General features: G+C 32.6%; 16 protein-coding genes and 1 other annotated feature. Of the genes, 1 reads left to right on the plus strand and 15 read right to left on the minus strand.

The window, feature by feature from the left end; all coding sequences use genetic code 11:
* Window positions 1-83: 83 nt before the first annotated feature.
* The 10 genes from ACZM4J_RS08770 to ACZM4J_RS08815 form a co-directional block, all read right to left on the minus strand.
* Window positions 84-239 carry a hypothetical protein gene (locus ACZM4J_RS08770; protein WP_489485987.1) on the minus strand — a complete coding sequence of 52 codons (156 nt, stop codon included), beginning with the start codon at window positions 237-239 and terminating at the stop codon, window positions 84-86.
* Window positions 240-713: 474 nt separating this feature from the next.
* Window positions 714-1583: a 16S rRNA (adenine(1518)-N(6)/adenine(1519)-N(6))-dimethyltransferase RsmA gene (rsmA, locus tag ACZM4J_RS08775; RefSeq protein ID WP_022165962.1), complete on the minus strand. Its 870-nt coding sequence runs from the start codon at window positions 1581-1583 to the stop codon at window positions 714-716.
* Between the two features lie 79 nt (window positions 1584-1662).
* Window positions 1663-2439: a TatD family hydrolase gene (locus ACZM4J_RS08780; protein ID WP_022165963.1), complete on the minus strand. Its 777-nt coding sequence runs from the start codon at window positions 2437-2439 to the stop codon at window positions 1663-1665.
* A gap of 74 nt (window positions 2440-2513) precedes the next feature.
* Entirely contained in the window at window positions 2514-4460 is a 1947-nt protein-coding gene (gene metG, locus ACZM4J_RS08785) for a methionine--tRNA ligase (protein WP_489485989.1), read from the minus strand.
* 121 nt (window positions 4461-4581) lie between these two features.
* Window positions 4582-4856 (minus strand) — a binding site (T-box leader).
* A gap of 88 nt (window positions 4857-4944) precedes the next feature.
* Window positions 4945-5400, minus strand: a complete 456-nt coding sequence (locus ACZM4J_RS08790) for a hypothetical protein (protein ID WP_302689722.1) — start codon at window positions 5398-5400, stop codon at window positions 4945-4947.
* A gap of 61 nt (window positions 5401-5461) precedes the next feature.
* The gene (locus ACZM4J_RS08795) at window positions 5462-5914 is read right to left on the minus strand and encodes a hypothetical protein (protein ID WP_022165967.1); all 453 of its coding nucleotides are present in this window, start codon (window positions 5912-5914) and stop codon (window positions 5462-5464) included.
* A 363-nt stretch (window positions 5915-6277) separates the two neighbouring features.
* Entirely contained in the window at window positions 6278-6868 is a 591-nt protein-coding gene (locus ACZM4J_RS08800; protein ID WP_022165968.1) for an accessory gene regulator ArgB-like protein, read from the minus strand.
* A gap of 45 nt (window positions 6869-6913) precedes the next feature.
* Window positions 6914-7066, minus strand: coding sequence for a cyclic lactone autoinducer peptide (locus tag ACZM4J_RS08805; protein ID WP_022165969.1), 153 nt, complete (start codon window positions 7064-7066; stop codon window positions 6914-6916).
* Window positions 7067-7331: 265 nt separating this feature from the next.
* Complete coding sequence (locus ACZM4J_RS08810) at window positions 7332-8588, minus strand: sensor histidine kinase (RefSeq protein WP_022165970.1); 1257 nt, start codon at window positions 8586-8588, stop codon at window positions 7332-7334.
* Window positions 8588-9310: a LytR/AlgR family response regulator transcription factor gene (locus tag ACZM4J_RS08815; RefSeq protein WP_022165971.1), complete on the minus strand. Its 723-nt coding sequence runs from the start codon at window positions 9308-9310 to the stop codon at window positions 8588-8590. The genes ACZM4J_RS08810 and ACZM4J_RS08815 overlap by 1 nt, the downstream gene beginning before the upstream one ends.
* A gap of 310 nt (window positions 9311-9620) precedes the next feature.
* Between ACZM4J_RS08815 and ACZM4J_RS08820 the strand changes: the two genes are divergently transcribed.
* Window positions 9621-10595 carry a Yip1 family protein gene (locus ACZM4J_RS08820; RefSeq protein ID WP_022165972.1) on the plus strand — a complete coding sequence of 325 codons (975 nt, stop codon included), beginning with the start codon at window positions 9621-9623 and terminating at the stop codon, window positions 10593-10595.
* 151 nt (window positions 10596-10746) lie between these two features.
* Here the strand turns inward: ACZM4J_RS08820 and ACZM4J_RS08825 are convergent, their stop codons facing one another.
* From ACZM4J_RS08825 to ACZM4J_RS08845, 5 genes are all read right to left on the minus strand, one after another.
* Window positions 10747-11424 (minus strand): transaldolase family protein, encoded by a 678-nt coding sequence (locus ACZM4J_RS08825; protein ID WP_022165973.1) that lies wholly within the window; start codon window positions 11422-11424, stop codon window positions 10747-10749.
* Window positions 11425-11563: 139 nt separating this feature from the next.
* Complete coding sequence (locus tag ACZM4J_RS08830) at window positions 11564-12475, minus strand: glycyl-radical enzyme activating protein (protein WP_022165974.1); 912 nt, start codon at window positions 12473-12475, stop codon at window positions 11564-11566.
* 60 nt (window positions 12476-12535) lie between these two features.
* On the minus strand, window positions 12536-14890 hold the full coding sequence (locus ACZM4J_RS08835; protein ID WP_022165975.1) for a glycyl radical protein: 2355 nt from the start codon (window positions 14888-14890) through the stop codon (window positions 12536-12538).
* Window positions 14891-15227: 337 nt separating this feature from the next.
* Window positions 15228-15992 (minus strand): DeoR/GlpR family DNA-binding transcription regulator, encoded by a 765-nt coding sequence (locus ACZM4J_RS08840; RefSeq protein ID WP_022165976.1) that lies wholly within the window; start codon window positions 15990-15992, stop codon window positions 15228-15230.
* A 35-nt stretch (window positions 15993-16027) separates the two neighbouring features.
* Window positions 16028-16861 (minus strand): Cof-type HAD-IIB family hydrolase, encoded by an 834-nt coding sequence (locus tag ACZM4J_RS08845; protein WP_022165977.1) that lies wholly within the window; start codon window positions 16859-16861, stop codon window positions 16028-16030.
* Between the last annotated feature and the right edge of the window lie 80 nt (window positions 16862-16941).

A 16941-nucleotide genomic window follows, 5' to 3' on the forward strand; every position in this document is an offset into this window, starting at 1 on the left:
GCTTGTCCTCTCACACATATTCTATTTTAATAGGTACAACAGTTGCCTTTCTCCTTGTATTTTCGTTGTTTTCATCACTTGCGTTATCTACAACCTCCATGCCCCGGATCAATTACAACAGTTTTTCCATTAAAATTTTTTGTGGTTACTACTTCGCCATTTTCTTTTGTCGGCTCTTTCACTACTTTTTCCATGTTACAGGCAATTGCAGTTACGGAAACAAGCAGAATAATCGCCATGAAAATTTCCATTTTTTTATAACTTTTTACTGATATCATGTTTTACCAATAGAGCAGTTCCTATTTTTGTAAATTATATGTTTTTGAAACATCAAAAATGCGTGTTACACTTATTGTATAAAAAAAAGAAGCTATACTGATATCACAATACAACTCCGTTAAAATATTTTTTATATTATCGATTAATTTATTAACGAATTTAATAATTTTAAATCGTTTTCCGGCACATCAATTCGTTTAAAGCCATCCTCTAACAGTTTCCGTCATCGTTCCAACAACAAATGCACTTTTCTTTAATTTTAGTAAATCATAACTCGCCCTCCTTTAAAATAATTATATCGTTACGGTATACTTAAAACCTGCTCACTCGTCAATCCTTATTTATTATACCATCTACTATATCAAATCAGCAAACTTCCAAATAAAAGAAAACCTATCAGATATTCTTTCTATCCAATAGGTTTTCATTTATTTTTATTTCTCCCTTACCACCTTCAAGCTATTACTTAATGCAGCAAATTCTTCTAAAGTCAACTTTTCTCCGCGGATGTTTTCTTCTTTGCCAATTGCTTTAATTGCCTGAACTATTTCTTCCTTTGTGTAGTCCAATTCGGAAGAATTTTTCAAGCCATTGACTAACGTTTTTCTTCTCTGATTGAAGCTTGCTCTAATTACTTTAAACATTAATGTTTCGTCAACATCAACCACCGGCTTTTCATGAGCAGTTAATTTGATTACTGCAGAATCCACATTAGGTCTTGGCATAAAACATGACGCTGATACATTTAACTGCACCTTAGCATCTGCGTAATACTGAACCGCAAGAGATAAAGCACCATAATCTTTTGAACCGGGACCTGTCTGCATTCTGTCGGCAACTTCCTTTTGTACCATAATGGTAATACTTTCAATAGGGACCTTGCTTTCAAACAAGCCCATAATAATTGGTGTTGTAATATAATATGGCAAATTAGCTACAACCTTAATTGGCTTTCCATTGTTCTTTTCCTGTGCAAGAGCTTTAATATCCAGTTTTAAAACATCCTGATTAATCACTTCTACATTATCATATTCAGACAATGTATCTTTTAAAATTGGAATAAGCATTTTATCAATTTCAACAGCCACTACCTGACGCGCTGCCTCACATAAATACTGTGTCATTGTTCCTATTCCAGGTCCAATTTCAAGGACGAAATCATCCTTTGTAATATCAGCCGCACTTACAATGCTCTCTAATATATTAGAATCAATTAGAAAGTTTTGTCCAAATTTTTTTTGAAAAGCAAAACTGTATTTATTAATAATTTCTTTAGTTGCACTAGGCGAACCTAAATATGCCATATAATACCTCACTAATTACTTCTATAATTAATATAAAATTAATTTAAAACTTTAATTTGCTTTAATTCACTAATCAAATTTATATTTGATTTTGTACAATTCCGTATAACTTCTTTGCATTTTCGCTTGTTATGTCAATTACCTCATCGGAACTTATACCTTTAATTTCAGCAATTTTACTTACAACATAAGGGAGATTAAAGGAATCATTTCTCTTACCTCTGTTTGGAACAGGTGCAAGATATGGACAATCTGTTTCTATAACCATTCTGTCCATAGGCATATACTCCACAACTTCCTGAAGTTTTTTTGCATTATTAAAAGTAACAACGCCGCCAATTCCAAGATAAAATCCCATATCTAAAAACTGCTTTGCCATTTCTTTAGTATATGAGAAACAATGAATAACTCCGCCAATTTCATCTGCCTTATTTGACTTCATTACATCGTATGTATCTTTTGCAGCATCTCTACTGTGAATAATAATTGGAAGTTCTGCTTTTCTTGCAATGTCCATCTGTCTTTCAAAAGCTGCAATCTGCTGCTCCCTATTGTCATTCCAATGATAATCCAATCCAATTTCACCAACAGCTACAATCTTAGGTTTATACACGCTCTTAGCTAACCAATTATAATCATCGTCAGTTAGCTCAGCCACTTCGTCAGGATGTACTCCCAACGCTCCGTATACATATGGAAATCTTCTAATTAAACCTATTGTGCTTTTACATGATGCCATTGAAGCTCCAACATTAACAATATACTCAACTCCTCTGTTTCTCATTCTCTCTAAAAGTTGCTCTCTGTCGTCATCAAAAGCCTCGTCATCATAGTGAGCATGTGTATCAAAAATCATTTTATTTCCTCCTGATGCTAAAGCACTATTGCTTTAATGGGCTCAGGGGCAAAGCCCCGAACCTACATATAACTTTAGCAGATTTCACTTCCTGCTACAATATCCTTATCAACTGTTACAACAGAAAGATTTCCTTCATCATCTCCTGCTGCAAGAATCATACCCTGTGATTCAACACCACAAAGTTTACATGGTTTTAAGTTAGTAATAACAGCCACTTTCTTTCCAACCATTTCTTCAGGCTTATAGTATTTTGCAATACCGGAAACAATCTGTCTTGTTTCTGTGCCAATCTTAATCTGTGAAACTAAAAGTTTCTTTGCCTTCTTAACAGGCTCGCACTTAATAACTTCACCAACCTGAATCTGGATTTTGTCAAAGTCATCAATTGTAATTTCAGGCTTCTTTTCAACTTCAGGATATTTTTCTCCCTGAACTTCTGCCTTCTGTGCTTCCTCGATTTCCTTAACTTTTTCCATTACTTCCTTCTGGTCCATTCTGGCAAAAAGAATTTCAGGCTTTTCTACAACCTTGTTTCCTGACTGGTATTTACCAAATTCAGTCATATCATCAAAAGCTCTTGGCACACCGTTAATCTGTGCTAAAATCTTTGCTGATGTTTCAGGCATAAATGGCTCAAGTAAACTTGCACCAATATTAATTGCTTCAATTAAATTGTAAAGAACTGTTGCAAGTCTGTCCTGCTGTGTCTCGTCCTTTGCCAAAGCCCAAGGCATTGTTTCATCAATATATTTGTTACTTCTCTTAAATAATGCAAAAATTTCTGTAATTGCATCTGCAACACGTAATTTATCCATTTTTTCTGCTGCTTTAACAGGTGCTTCTAATACAACTTTCTTAAAGTCTGCGTCAACGTCACCTTCTACACCCTTGTTTTCAACAACGCCACCAAAATATTTATTTGACATTGAAATTGTTCTGTTTACAAGGTTTCCTAATGTATTTGCAAGGTCTGAGTTCATTCTCTCAACCATTAAATCCCATGTAATAGTTCCATCATTTTCAAATGGCATTTCATGAAGTACAAAGTATCTAACTGCATCTACGCCAAAAATACTTGCTAAATCATCAGCATAAATTACGTTACCCTTTGACTTACTCATCTTACCATCACCCTGTAATAACCAAGGATGTCCAAATACCTGCTTTGGAAGTGGAAGATCAAGTGCCATAAGCATAATTGGCCAATAAATTGTATGGAATCTTAAAATATCTTTTCCAATTAAATGAAGGTCTGCAGGCCAATATTTTTCAAACATTGGATCACTGTTTCCATCAAGGTCAAATCCTAATCCTGTAATATAGTTTGATAATGCGTCAATCCATACATAAACTACGTGGTCAGGATCAAAGTCTACTGGAATTCCCCATTTGAATGATGTTCTTGAAACGCATAAATCCTGAAGTCCCGGAAGAAGGAAGTTGTTCATCATTTCGTTCTTTCTTGATTCAGGCTGTATAAATTCAGGATGTGTGTTAATGTGTTCAATTAATCTGTCTGCATATTTGCTCATTCTAAAGAAGTAAGCTTCTTCCTTTGCCGGAGTTACTTCTCTACCACAATCAGGACATTTTCCATCAACTAACTGTGATTCTGTAAAAAATGATTCGCAAGGTGTACAGTACATACCTTCATAGTAACCCTTGTAAATATCGCCCTGGTCATATAATTTCTTAAAAATCTTCTGAACCTGTTTTTCATGGTCAGGATCAGTTGTTCTAATAAATCTGTCGTATGATGTGTTCATCTGATCCCAGATTTCTTTAATAACACCTGCTGTTTTGTCAACAAATTCCTTTGGTGTTACTCCTGCTTCTGCTGCCTTTATTTCGATTTTCTGTCCATGTTCATCTGTTCCTGTCTGAAATCTTACGTCATATCCCTGCTGTCTTTTAAAACGTACAATACTGTCTGCCAAAATTGCTTCGTAAGTATTGCCAATATGTGGCTTGCCTGATGTGTACGCAATTGCTGTTGTTAAATAATATGTTTTGCTCATTTTACTTCTCCTTCTACTATTTTTCTGAAATCCCATTTTATTTCTACACTCTCTACAGTCTAACTGTGAAATTTATCTAATAGAATTTCCTTTTATATGAAAAAAATCCCTCCCGTCTTCTTGTAAAGACGAGAGGGTTGACTTCGTGGTACCACTTTACTTTATCTGAAATTTCATTATCTATTCATAATCAATCATCAAAATATCTTCAATGAAATATGTTAAACTTTCAGACCTCATTAACACTATAACGGGTGTAACCGTTGACGGCTCATATACTATACTCACCTTCACCGCTCCAGGGCCATCTTCAACTTTCACTCCACTGTTCCTTTTCACCAACCAGAACTCTCTGTTAGCTTTGTTAGAGTTTACTCTTCCTTTCAACGCGTTTGTCATACCCACTAATTCTATTATTTTATAGGTAGTTTGTCAATTATGTATTTAGTAAAATCGTGGAATTTTAGCTGGATTTATACTTACACTAATTTCCATTATTTTTACAAAAAATATAGCTGTATCGATTTACAAACAACAATTTTTCTGATTTCTCCTTTTTAATCTCAAAAGTGTCATTCTCATACTCTATTAAAATTTTCTTTGTATCTTCATCATAATATGCATTATAACCATTTTCTTTAAGTTCCTTAAGCACGCTTTCTTCTGAATCAAAACTGCTAAATCTATAAAACTTGTATCCAAAATAATCTTTATGATTCTTTAACTTTATTGATACTTCCTGATTATTTTCATTGACCACAACATACTGCTCATCATTTGAGAATTTTACAAAACCAATGCCTACAGCACTAACAACTATAACGCCGATTATAATTAATAAAATTGATATTGGTCTTTTTTTATTTTTTGTAACCTTTTTCACAATAAAGCAAATAAGAATTATTACAATCATTGCGATTAATGCAAGACATATCTCCATAATTTTTACCTATCTTTCCTGTATAAATTTTATTATATCTTCATGGTTGTATTAAACGAACCTATTTATCCAAATCAGAAATATATTCACCTTCCTCGCTAACAGATACACCTGCTTTTTTGATATACACATTGCCGTTTTTTATAATAAAAAATATCTTAAAGCTCTCTGCATTCTCAGTCTTTTCTGATTTTGAGGAATTCTTTAACTTTCCACTAAAAGTTTCATTAATCCAAACTGTTTTTTCATTCCAGTCTGCTTCATCCCATAAACCTTCAGCTTCTTTTACGTCTAAGCCATCATATTCCTTATACATATCTTGTACATAATCATATAATTTCTTCCCAGCCTCACTGTCTATGGCATCACTATCTATATTTCCCTTTATAGATTCTGATACTATTTTTTCTATGTCGTGATAATATTCCTGATGTCTGTAGTCATTTATACAAAATATTGCCACTGTCATTAGGCATAAAATTATTATACCTATAAGAATTCTTTTCTTAGACATAAAATGCCCCTTTCCTGTGTAATGTTATTTAAAAAATATTATCCCACTCTCTATCCGGATTATATTTGCTATGATATATTCTTTTAATTTCATACCCAAAAGAATAACACAAAAAGTCATCTTTTCCTTCTTTGCTGTCTCCTATATCAACTCCCCATTTTTTTAATTCCTTCTTATTATCAAAAACTATTTGCTATTTTTCTGTTATTCTTTTTTTTCTTATTTTATCAAAAAAGCCTCAAAAAACCTATCCTCCTAGATTTTTTGAAGCTTTTCACAAAACCAACTGCCAGTGTTTATTCAAAGCGCCAAAGCCGCCATCCTCTGCCTGTTGATTCCTTTCTTTTGTTCTTCATTTTCAACCTAGCGCTCGCTAGTCATTTTCATTCTCTCTTTTACAATGCCCCAAATTAACACTACAAGAATCATCAAATACGCCCACACTAATATGTTGGATAATTTTTTGATTAACATAAAAATTATCAAGCTTATGCTATAGAAAAGAAGCGCTCTGTTTTTAAATACTTTTTTCTCGTTTTCAGATAATCTTCTATTATCATTTTCAACCGGACTAAATATCAATATTAATACTCCCAAAAATAATGCAATTAGTCCCTTAACAATTATCGGCAAGTATAACATTTTGTAACCAAGAATTATCAATGTAAACAAAATGGTGGACATTACGACACATCTTGGTAAAGTTTTCGCATGATAGCCACCTGCATAAACTCTAATAGAAATAAAAGCGATTAATATAACCGCTCCCGGAATAAGTTCTCTCATAAGAAAAGATATAACAACCATTCCCAATATTTCTGCCAATGTAATTAATCCATATTTTACGCCGAATGCGATTATGTCTGCGTCTTCCCTTTTAACATCGCTATGCTGAATAATAAAATTAGTTAGCATGTTTGTCATTTTATCTATTTCCTTTGTAGTTCTTTTCATTTGTTACTTCATGGTAATTTTTAAATCTTACCAATTAAATTTTTCCTATTTGAATTTTCTAAGTTTTTCTGCTCCCTTTGGAAGTTCCGGCTGATGTAAAAAAGCAAAACAACCTGTTGTTGCAACACCAGATGTTACTGTAACAGCTACAGCAGCTAAAACATTTGCAAAGCCTTTTATAAATTTTTCCTTTTTCATAATGTTTTTCCTCCTTTCCTTTTTATGCCTTATACGATAGCACATTTTTGCCCCAAAAGTTCACTTTTGCGATAAACGGTAGTTTTTTGGGAATGAACGACACTTTTTTCTTGCAATTTAAGAAATTTTTCTTGTTTTTTCTCGGAATTTGTAGATTTATAAGTAGCATAAAAGGACTTCCTATCATATAGAAAAAGCTACTTAAATATCCTAATAATAAAATTTAAGCAGCTTTTCAAAATAAAAACTTTTTAAGGTTATCTTTTTACATGAAAATGCACATTTTTGTTTTGAACATATTTCCATCCTGCTCTGCATCATATACACTTTCGTACTTATTCAAAATTTCTTTTATGTTTTTGATTCCATACCCATGATTTACTGTATCTTTTTTGGTTGTCTTTACATTGTTCATATCCACTTTATTATTTGTAGTATTATGTATCTCAATGTCTAATTTGTGTTTTCTATAGGTTATATAAATTTTTATGTACTTTTCTTCTGTTTGTTCTGCTGCCTCAATGCTGTTATCAAGGAGATTTCCCAGAATAATATTGAAATCATAAAATGATATGTCCAGTTTTTCCAGCAGTACAATTTCTGTGTCTACTTTTATGTCCTTTTCATACATTTCCTGAAGTTTGTAATTTAGTATGCTGTCAATTACTATATTTCCGGACTCTATATATTTGTTTGCCTGATTAAAGCCTGCATTAATTTCCTGCAAATACTTGTTAAGTTCCTCATAATTTTTACTTTCACTTAAAGTTTCCAGCATGGAAAAATGTTTCTTGAATTCATGTTTTAATGCTCTGATTTTTTCAACAGAATCATTCATTGTTTTCAACTGTTGTTCCTGATATTTTGTTTGTAACTCCAGCTCTCTACTTTTACTTTCTAACTTGTAATTTTTCGCCACCTCATCATATAAGTAGAAAACGAAAACATTTATAACAATCAAAATAATTACACAAGTTATAATTGCAACATCATTGTGTGTTATATTTCTACAAAATAGATAAAACATTACTATTGATGATATTGGTAGGAATATTGATATTATCCAATATACTGCTGAAATATGTTCTCCGTCACGTATGTTGCTAAAGTTTCTCAACAACAATACTACAACAAGCTGAACGATTGGAAGGCACACTGTTCCTGTTAATGAATAATACTCATTTCGTTGGAATACTTCCGGGGTAAAGGCTCCTACACCAAATGCCACTATCCCTTCAGACAAACACATTGTCGCCATAAATAGAAATACAGATGCTATTTGTTTCTTAACTGTTCCTTTATATGTAATAGCCGTTACGATAATTCCTAAAAAAGAGCATACTGTATTTAATACCGGAATATTAAATAGTAAATATGGAAAAGATATGAGACAATATGTTATAAAATATGCCATATAAGATTGTATCCTATTAGTTCTCTGTTCTTTGAAAAAACCTTTACATAATATATCTATTTCATATACCTGTAAAATTCCTGTTGCTAAAAAAATTATAGTTTCCATTATCTAAACGAATCCTCCTCGTACTTAGACCATATTTCTTTTATTTTTTGTACATATTTTCTGCCAACAGCTATAGTTTTTCCATTACTCAATATAAGATTTTTATTAACATAACGTTCTATATACTTTGCATTTACTGCATAGGATTTATGACACTTAACTATGTAATACATGCCAAATTCATCTTCTATGTTCTTGATGCTTCCTCGAATTTGTGTCATCTTTCCATCATTAGTATATACATCCAGATTTTTCTCACGAGCCTCAATATAAATTATATCTCCAATGTATATACCCTTCTTCACACCGTTTTCATTGTACTTTAAAATTGCTCTATTGTTTCTATTTCTATCCACATATTTTTTCAAATCATTGAAAACCATTTCTTTTTCTATAGGTTTCAAGTGAAAATTCTGCGGTTCCAAATCAAACAGCTTTTCGCAATAAATATTTTTACCTGAAATAAATACTATACTTACTAAGCGTTCATCATATTTTTCTACAATAATTTTTCCTAAATCAATTCCTGTTTTTTTCGGTAATTCTATATCTAGAAATATCATGTCGAAAAAATATCCTGTTTTCATTTTTTCAATTAAAGTCTCTGCACTATAAAAAACGTCCACTGTTATATCGACACTTTCTATAGTTTTGTATTCCTTCACCCATTTTTCTATTTTTGTACAACAACCTTTATCGTCATCACACACTACTATATGCATACAGATTCCTTTCTCCTGAACACTTTTTTACATTTATCCTTTTGTCTGTACAATTTTTCATATAATCTTTATTTTATCATTATTTATGAATCTTTTCGACCTTATTTTTCTAATATTTTAAAATATTTATTGACTACCTACACTATTTTTTTGTATTTATCCTATGAGCTTTTTGCATAATTTGACATATTACTCCTTTTTTTTGTACAATTATCTAAGTTTATGTAACGTTTAATCAGATTCTTATAATTCTTTTCATATAATAATCTGTTTAAATATATTTTAATAATAATTTAGGAGGGGGATAACAATGGCAAAATTTTGTATCCACTGCGGTAAACCGCTAGAAGACGGCGAAGTGTGCAACTGCCAGGATAATGTAACAACTAATCCAAATGCACAAAACTCTAATAATGAAACTACAAACCCAAACACTTGCAACCCAGAATCTGACATTAATTCTGTAAATGCAGAGAGCTCCATTGCTTCTGAAAATAATAATTCTTCAAGCAATAAAGATAAAAATCAGAATAGCAATTCACAGTCAGCAACTAATGAAAATGCAAACAGTAACTCCTCAGATACTAAAGCAACTTTCGAAGCTGGTAAAGCAAATGCTGTTTTTGAAAAGTTTAAATTCATCTTTTCAAAATTCACAAGTTTCTTTAAATCACCAACAGGTATTGCAAAAGAATTCGCAGATAAGAAAGATTCTACCTACGGCATCTTAATGATTTGCACAAATATAATCGTAACATTTCTTATGTTTTTTATACTTATTAGTACAAGTGCAACAGCTTTATACCGTATACCTATTTTGGGTTCGCTTATAAGTAATTCTGCTTTTTCAGTCTCACTTATGTTTGCTTTAATATTTGCAGCTTACTATTTTGCATTGGCTGGTTTACTCGTTTTAACAACAAGTACATTCTTTAAAGGTTCGATGAAATTCAGCGATGCTGTTTCATTAGTAGGTGTTAATGCTTTTATTAATACTATCGTACTTGTGGTTTCAGTTATATTAATGATGATTATTCCGCTTTTGGGAATGTTAGTTTTATATGTCGGAATGATATATGCATCCTTAATGTTTATAATTAGCTATATTGATTTAGCTGATATTAGCTCTGACAAAAAAGGATATGCTTTATTAATTTCTTTTGTTTTAACTATTGTTGCCGTTGCGATTGTAGCTTCAATGGCTGCATCAATGGTAGGTTCATCTATTTCTAATAGTTTAGGCGGATATAGTAGCTATGATAGTTATAGTGACTGGGATTTTTAATTGGAAAGCAACATTTTTCCTTTCGCACGAGTGTGCTTCCCTAGTGGAACGTTTTTTATATAATAAGAAATTCTAAAGGAATTTCTTATTATATAAAAAAAACAGCGGGCCACCCGTAGGTGAAACCCGCCTATTAGAAAGAGATTGTGAATTAGCAATCAGCCATTGTCTTCCCTTCGCCTGTAATTGAAGCAAAATCTGAATTGAATACATCGATTGCTGCATCAATTGCCTTATTCTTAATAAGGTTTTCAATAACTTCGCAACCAATTGTTGCTGCACCAATTCCGTATTTTGTAAGTTCAAGTACCTGCTGTGAGTTCTTAAAGCTTGCTGCAAGAACTTCACATGGAAGATTGTTATTTTCAAAAATATCCTGGATATCCATAGCAACCTGTACGCCATTGTATCCAAAGTTATCTATTCTATTAATGTAAGGTGCTGTGTATTTAGCTCCAGCCTTTGCAGCTAAGAATGCCTGCATTGGTGTGTAAATAGCAGTAGCTGTAATATTTACTCCCTGTGGTGCTAAAGTCTTCATAGCCTTTAAGCCCTGTGGAGTTGTAGGAATCTTTACAAATGTATTTTCTCCTAATTTTTCTCTAATAACGCCAGCTTCTTTAATCATTCCTTCAGCATCTTTTGATACTACCTGTACGTGAAGCTCGCCATCTTTTCCAACGATTTCTCTAAGTTCTGATAAAACTTCGTAAGGATTTCTTCCGCTTTTTGCAAGAATTGATGGGTTAGTTGTTACACCATCACATGGATATAAATCCCAAATTTCCTTAACCTTAGCTATGTTTGCATCATCAATAATAAATTTCATTTTGATACCTCCAAATTTTCTCTTTCTTTATTGTTTATTTAAATTAACATTAAGTTAATTAGGTACATATTAATCTTTAATTTCAATTTTTATCTGTAATTTATTTTAGATATTGTGACCTTTGTCTTCTGCACTTACACTATATTTCTAAAATGAGATTTTTTACTCCATTATCTGTAGCAATTTTTCCAAATGCTCTCATTTGTTCATCGCTATATAACGGTGGGTTATCTTCAAAACAGAACTGCTTGTCAACCATATCATATTTTGCCTGTGCTAATGGATTGTAATTAAGTATCTCGTACTTAACATCAGGATAAATATCTGATATGAATCTTGCAATTCCTGCAATGTTTTCTTCACTGGTAGTCATTCCCGGAATCAAAGGTGTTCTTATAATTACATCCTTCGCTTTCTTTGAGGATAACAACCATTCCAAATTCTGTTTTATAAGTTCATTGTCCACACCGGTATATTTCTTATGGTCTGCTGAATCAATAATTTTCAAATCCGCAAAAACATGATCAATATACTTCATTGCTTCCTGATATATTCTTGTTGGTATGTGAGAAGCAGTTTCAATTGTTGTAGCAATGTTCTTTTTCTTTAATTCTTTTAAAACTTCAATTGCAAACTCATGCTGGTATAAAGGTTCACCGCCCGAAAGAGTAACTCCACCACCGTACTTAAAAAATGGTGCATCTTTGCTGGCCTCTTCTACAACTTCCTCTACTGTCATTTTCCTTGAATCCATTGTCAATGCAACTGCCGGACAACTATCAATTATATGTTCCCAATCTTCTTCCTTAGAAACATCTAATTTAATCTTGCCCTCTTCTTCTGTTACACCACCATTTTCTGACAGGTGAACACAAGTCTTACAATGAATACACTTGTTTGGAAAATATAGTGGTCTTTGCTTTATGGAAATGCCTTCCGGATTCTGACACCATACACAATTAAGAGTACACCCTTTTAAAAAAATTGTAGTTCGTATTCCATTACCATCATGTGTTGAAAATCTTTTAAAATCAAAAACATATCCTTTCATATGACTCATCCCTTCCAAACACTTTTATGTTATCTCCGGTGGTTCAACCACCGGAGTTTTTTAGATATCGTTATAACTTGTTCTTGCAATAATTTCATCCTGTAATTCTCCTGCAAGTTCTACGAAATATGCTGTATAACCTGCAACACGAACTGTTAAGTTTCTATACTGTTCAGGATTCTTCTTAGCTGCTAACAAGTCTTCTTTATTAACTACGTTGAACTGAATATGTGGAATTTCTAAATCTACAAATGTTCTAAGCATCTTAGCAAACTTATCAATTCCGTTCTCTGTCTTAAAGAATTCAGGTAAAAACTTCATATTAAGAAGTCCACCGTTTGTTGTCCAGTTCTTATCAAGTCTTGATACTGATTTAAGAACTGCTGTAGGGCCATGTTCGTCACGACCATATACCGGTGACATACCACCATCTGCTAATGGTGTTCCTGAATATCTTCCATCAGGAGATGCACCAACATTTTCACCCATAGGTACATGCGCAGAAACTGTATACATTCCTGTATGATATTTTCCACCACGATAGTTTTTGAAATTTCCAATTCTTTCTCTGAAATATCCTGCCCATTTTGCTCCTAATTCATCAACCCATTCTACGTCATTTCCGTATTTTGGAACTTTGTTAAGAAGCATTGTTCTAAGGATTTCATCGTCTTTATAGTTTGTCTGAAGGGCTTTTAACAATCTTTCCTTGCTAACTTTTCCTTCATCATATACTAACTGTTTAATTGCTGCCAAACTATCTGCAAGGTTTGCAATCTGAATCATCTGAATGCCTGATAAGTTGTATTTTGCTCCACCTTTTGTTACATCCATTCCCTTATCCATACAGTTTTTGATTACTGATGATAAGAAAGGTGTTGGAAGAAGATCCATATGAGCCTGTTCAACCTGTTCACATGCGAGAATCATCTTATCCATAAAGTAATCGATGTTTTCCTTGAACGCTTTCTCTAAATCTTCAAATGTATCAAATGTTGTTAAGTTACCTCTGTCAGGTGCCAACTGTTTTCCTGTTATTAAGCACTTACCATTATTTAATGTAAGTTCTAATGCCTTGTTTAAGTTAAACATTGCTGCGTCAGACCAGCCTAAGTTATCTCCCTGTGTTGTAAGTTCTACACAACCAACAATTGCATAATTTCTGGCATCCTTTTCTTCAACGCCTAAATTTTCAATCATTGCTGGAACGATAGCCTTGTCATTAAAGAACTGTGGCATACCACTTCCTAAAGAAACAACTTTAATTGCCTGTTTCAATAATTTATCACTTGTCTTTTCACACAATCTTACTGAAAGGTTAGGTTGTGGAAGACCAATGTGCTCCTGTGCCTTTAAGAATAAATATGATAATTCATTTTCAAAAGCTTCTCCGTTTTCATCCTGACCACCAACTGCAATATTAAATCCAATTGGGAAACCTGCGAAGAACTTGGCACTGTTTTTATTTCTCATATAAACAATCTCATTGAACTTAAGCCATAAGCTTTCGATAATTTCAAGTATTGACTGATTGTCCGCGATTCCTGCATCAATATCATGCTTATAATATGGATACATAAAATTATCGGCTCTTCCCGGTGAGAAAGATGATGCATTTGATTCCATCTGTAAAATAACGAATAAGAACCATAATGCCTGAGCTGCTTCATGAAATGTTTCTGCCGGTCTCTTTGAAATGTTATCGCAAATCTTTGCAACATTTCTCATGTTATCAGCCCATTCAGGATTTTCATCAGCCTGCTCGTTTAAAAGGTCACGATATCTCTGTATAAAATTAATTGTTCCTTCCATAACAGTTACAACACTCTTATAGAAAAGTTTCTTATCTTCGTCTGTTTCCTTTGCATAATGTTCTTCAGCCTCAGCCTTTAATCCAGCCGGCCCTTTCTTTAACCAACCTTCACAGTCAGGGTTAATATGTCCCTGTGCATGGTCTTTCTGGTTAATCTTAACAACCTTTGCAATTTCATCAATTTCTTCACCATATCTTGATCTGAGAACATCCTCTAATGATTTTCCCTGCCAATATGGATAAATAACATCTCTAAAATATTTAATGTCATCTTCATTTACGTTAAATTTGTCCTGGGGTCTTGTTGGAAGAGTTTCAAATTCCTTATCTACCCATGTGCTACCGCTCTCTGGGAATACTACTCCATATCTAACTCCTGCTGTTCTATTTCCAACAATTAATTCTTCTGGTTCAACGCTTATGTTTATTTTCTCAAGAGCATTCTTAAGTGAATATGCTCTCTGCATAATTCTTGGTTCTCCCTCATGCTCTTTGTATGTGTCTGTAATAATTTTTGCCTGCTCTATTGAAGCATATCTAGGAAGAGATAACATTCTATTCTTCAATGTTTCAATTCTATCTGTTTTGATTAAATCACTCATAGTTCCACCTCCTATTTGATAATTTAATTGTACATCCCTGTTTAACCTAAGTCAACGATTTTTTATTGTTTTTTATTACTTTTTATTGTTTTTTATTGTTTCTAGTTAAAAAAAGTCCCATTTTTTATACATTTATTATGTTTTGTATGGAAAATATGTATTTTTTTCCATCATATACTTTTTTATTTTTATATTTTTCCGCTCTTATCTTATAGTCAATATTATACAAAAATCTACATTGTTTTAAAAGAAAAACGTCACATTAATTAATCTGATTTTTTCACTAAATCAAATTCATTAATGCAACGTCTTATCTTAATTTGTAGTTGTAGTTTTCCTAATATAAAACTGTTACTTTCTTGTCTGACAAATGCTTTTGTACTTCTTCACTTGGTTCTTCATCTAAAATAATTCCTTCAAATTCATCTATTGAAGAATATCTGTAATTACCTTCTCTTGCAAACTTAGTGCTTTCCATTAGCATATAGCATTTCTCACTATTTTCCATAATGACTTTTTTGGTTAATGCATCGTCTGTTGTATATGTGTAAACTTTGTTTCTCTTAATGTCTACACCTACAACTCCCATGAATGCCTTGTCAAAACTGAATTCGCCAATTTGTTTATTAGTATATGAACCAATAAAGCCATCACGTCCTCTGTTCAACTTACCACCTACGAAAATCAAATTGGTATCTAAAGATGCTGTAAAACCAAGCATTACATCAATCATGTTAGTTGCAACAGTAACATTAAGGTTAGCTTCAACAATTAACTTAATCAACTCTATATTAATAGTTGAGATATCTAAGAAAATAAAATCTCCTTCTTCTATTAACTCAAATGCTTTTTTTGCAATTTTCTTTTTTTCCTCAACGTTTTTTCCTTTACGTTGAGAAACATAGAGTTCATGAGTATTGACTCTGTTTCTTACTGCTCCACCGTATGTTTTCTTAAGCAGTTCTTTCTTTTCTAATAATGATAAATCTTTTCTAATACTATCTTCAGTGACTTCGAACATTTCACTTAATTCTTTTACTAAGACAGAACCATTAGCATTCACCATCTCTACAATTTTATTTTGTCTTTCCCTAGCTAGCATAATTTCCTCCTTAGTATTGATAGTTCTATTTTCATTTATTTTTCAGTATTTGTCAAATACTCTTTTATTGTTTCTCCAACACCACCATCTTCATTAGAAAGTTTTGTTACATACTTTGCCGCTTTTTTTGCAAGTTCGTTTCCTGATACCATAGCGTAGGACTCTTCGGCTTCTGTCAACATTGTTACATCATTTCCTGAATCACCGAATGCCATTACATTCTTCATGTCTACACCAATCTCGTCACAAAGGAACTTAAGTGCTTTTCCCTTGTCTGCACCAACTGCTGTAATTTCAACATTTCCCTTAAAGCCGGCTGTTATAACTATATCTGTTACTTTTTCTAAATCCTTATATAAATCTTCAATACATTCTTCGGGTGTGTAATCCACATTAAACTTTTCAACATTAGTGTTTCTAACAACATCCATTGGATCATCATACATTTCCATTTTTGTTTTATAATAATCCATGAATTCATTTGGTAATGAACATTTTCTGAAATTATCATATGTATATTGGCTTATAAACCCTTTTTTATCAGCATAAATTTCATATACTAATGGATATTTATTAAAAATATTTACAATTTCTTCTACTTTTTTCTTATCTAAATAGCAGCTTGTCATCACACTGTTGTCTTTTAAGTCTACAACTGCCGCACCATTTGAAATTACAGCATAGTCAATACAACCTAATTTTTCGATTTCACCTGCTGTCAAACTTAGTGAACGACCTGTACTGATAACGTTAATAATTCCTTTTTCCTTGGCCATATTCATTGCTTCTATGTTTACCTTTGGAATTACCATATGGTCTGCCCCTACTAAAGTTCCATCTACATCTGTTGCAATAAGTTTAATGTCCATCTTATCCTCCTGCCTATTGTGTATATTTTGTATATTATCATATCCTGCAAGGTTGGTTATTTAATGTAACATGTAGTTTA

The sequence above is a fragment of the Eubacterium sp. genome (assembly GCF_057858645.1).

Excerpts from the sequence above, each read along its gene's own strand:
- ACZM4J_RS08815 (WP_022165971.1), bottom strand. The coding sequence starts at position 9,310 with ATGCATATAGTAGTGTGTGATGACGATAAAGGTTGTTGTACAAAAATA.
- ACZM4J_RS08780 (WP_022165963.1), bottom strand. The coding sequence starts at position 2,439 with ATGATTTTTGATACACATGCTCACTATGATGACGAGGCTTTTGATGAC.
- ACZM4J_RS08835 (WP_022165975.1), bottom strand. The coding sequence starts at position 14,890 with ATGAGTGATTTAATCAAAACAGATAGAATTGAAACATTGAAGAATAGA.
- ACZM4J_RS08770 (WP_489485987.1), bottom strand. The coding sequence starts at position 239 with ATGGCGATTATTCTGCTTGTTTCCGTAACTGCAATTGCCTGTAACATG.
- ACZM4J_RS08820 (WP_022165972.1), top strand. The coding sequence starts at position 9,621 with ATGGCAAAATTTTGTATCCACTGCGGTAAACCGCTAGAAGACGGCGAA.
- rsmA (WP_022165962.1), bottom strand. The coding sequence starts at position 1,583 with ATGGCATATTTAGGTTCGCCTAGTGCAACTAAAGAAATTATTAATAAA.
- metG (WP_489485989.1), bottom strand. The coding sequence starts at position 4,460 with ATGAGCAAAACATATTATTTAACAACAGCAATTGCGTACACATCAGGC.
- ACZM4J_RS08800 (WP_022165968.1), bottom strand. The coding sequence starts at position 6,868 with ATGAAAAGAACTACAAAGGAAATAGATAAAATGACAAACATGCTAACT.
- ACZM4J_RS08810 (WP_022165970.1), bottom strand. The coding sequence starts at position 8,588 with ATGGAAACTATAATTTTTTTAGCAACAGGAATTTTACAGGTATATGAA.
- ACZM4J_RS08840 (WP_022165976.1), bottom strand. The coding sequence starts at position 15,992 with ATGCTAGCTAGGGAAAGACAAAATAAAATTGTAGAGATGGTGAATGCT.
- ACZM4J_RS08805 (WP_022165969.1), bottom strand. The coding sequence starts at position 7,066 with ATGAAAAAGGAAAAATTTATAAAAGGCTTTGCAAATGTTTTAGCTGCT.
- ACZM4J_RS08795 (WP_022165967.1), bottom strand. The coding sequence starts at position 5,914 with ATGTCTAAGAAAAGAATTCTTATAGGTATAATAATTTTATGCCTAATG.
- ACZM4J_RS08825 (WP_022165973.1), bottom strand. The coding sequence starts at position 11,424 with ATGAAATTTATTATTGATGATGCAAACATAGCTAAGGTTAAGGAAATT.
- ACZM4J_RS08830 (WP_022165974.1), bottom strand. The coding sequence starts at position 12,475 with ATGAAAGGATATGTTTTTGATTTTAAAAGATTTTCAACACATGATGGT.
- ACZM4J_RS08845 (WP_022165977.1), bottom strand. The coding sequence starts at position 16,861 with ATGGACATTAAACTTATTGCAACAGATGTAGATGGAACTTTAGTAGGG.
- ACZM4J_RS08790 (WP_302689722.1), bottom strand. The coding sequence starts at position 5,400 with ATGGAGATATGTCTTGCATTAATCGCAATGATTGTAATAATTCTTATT.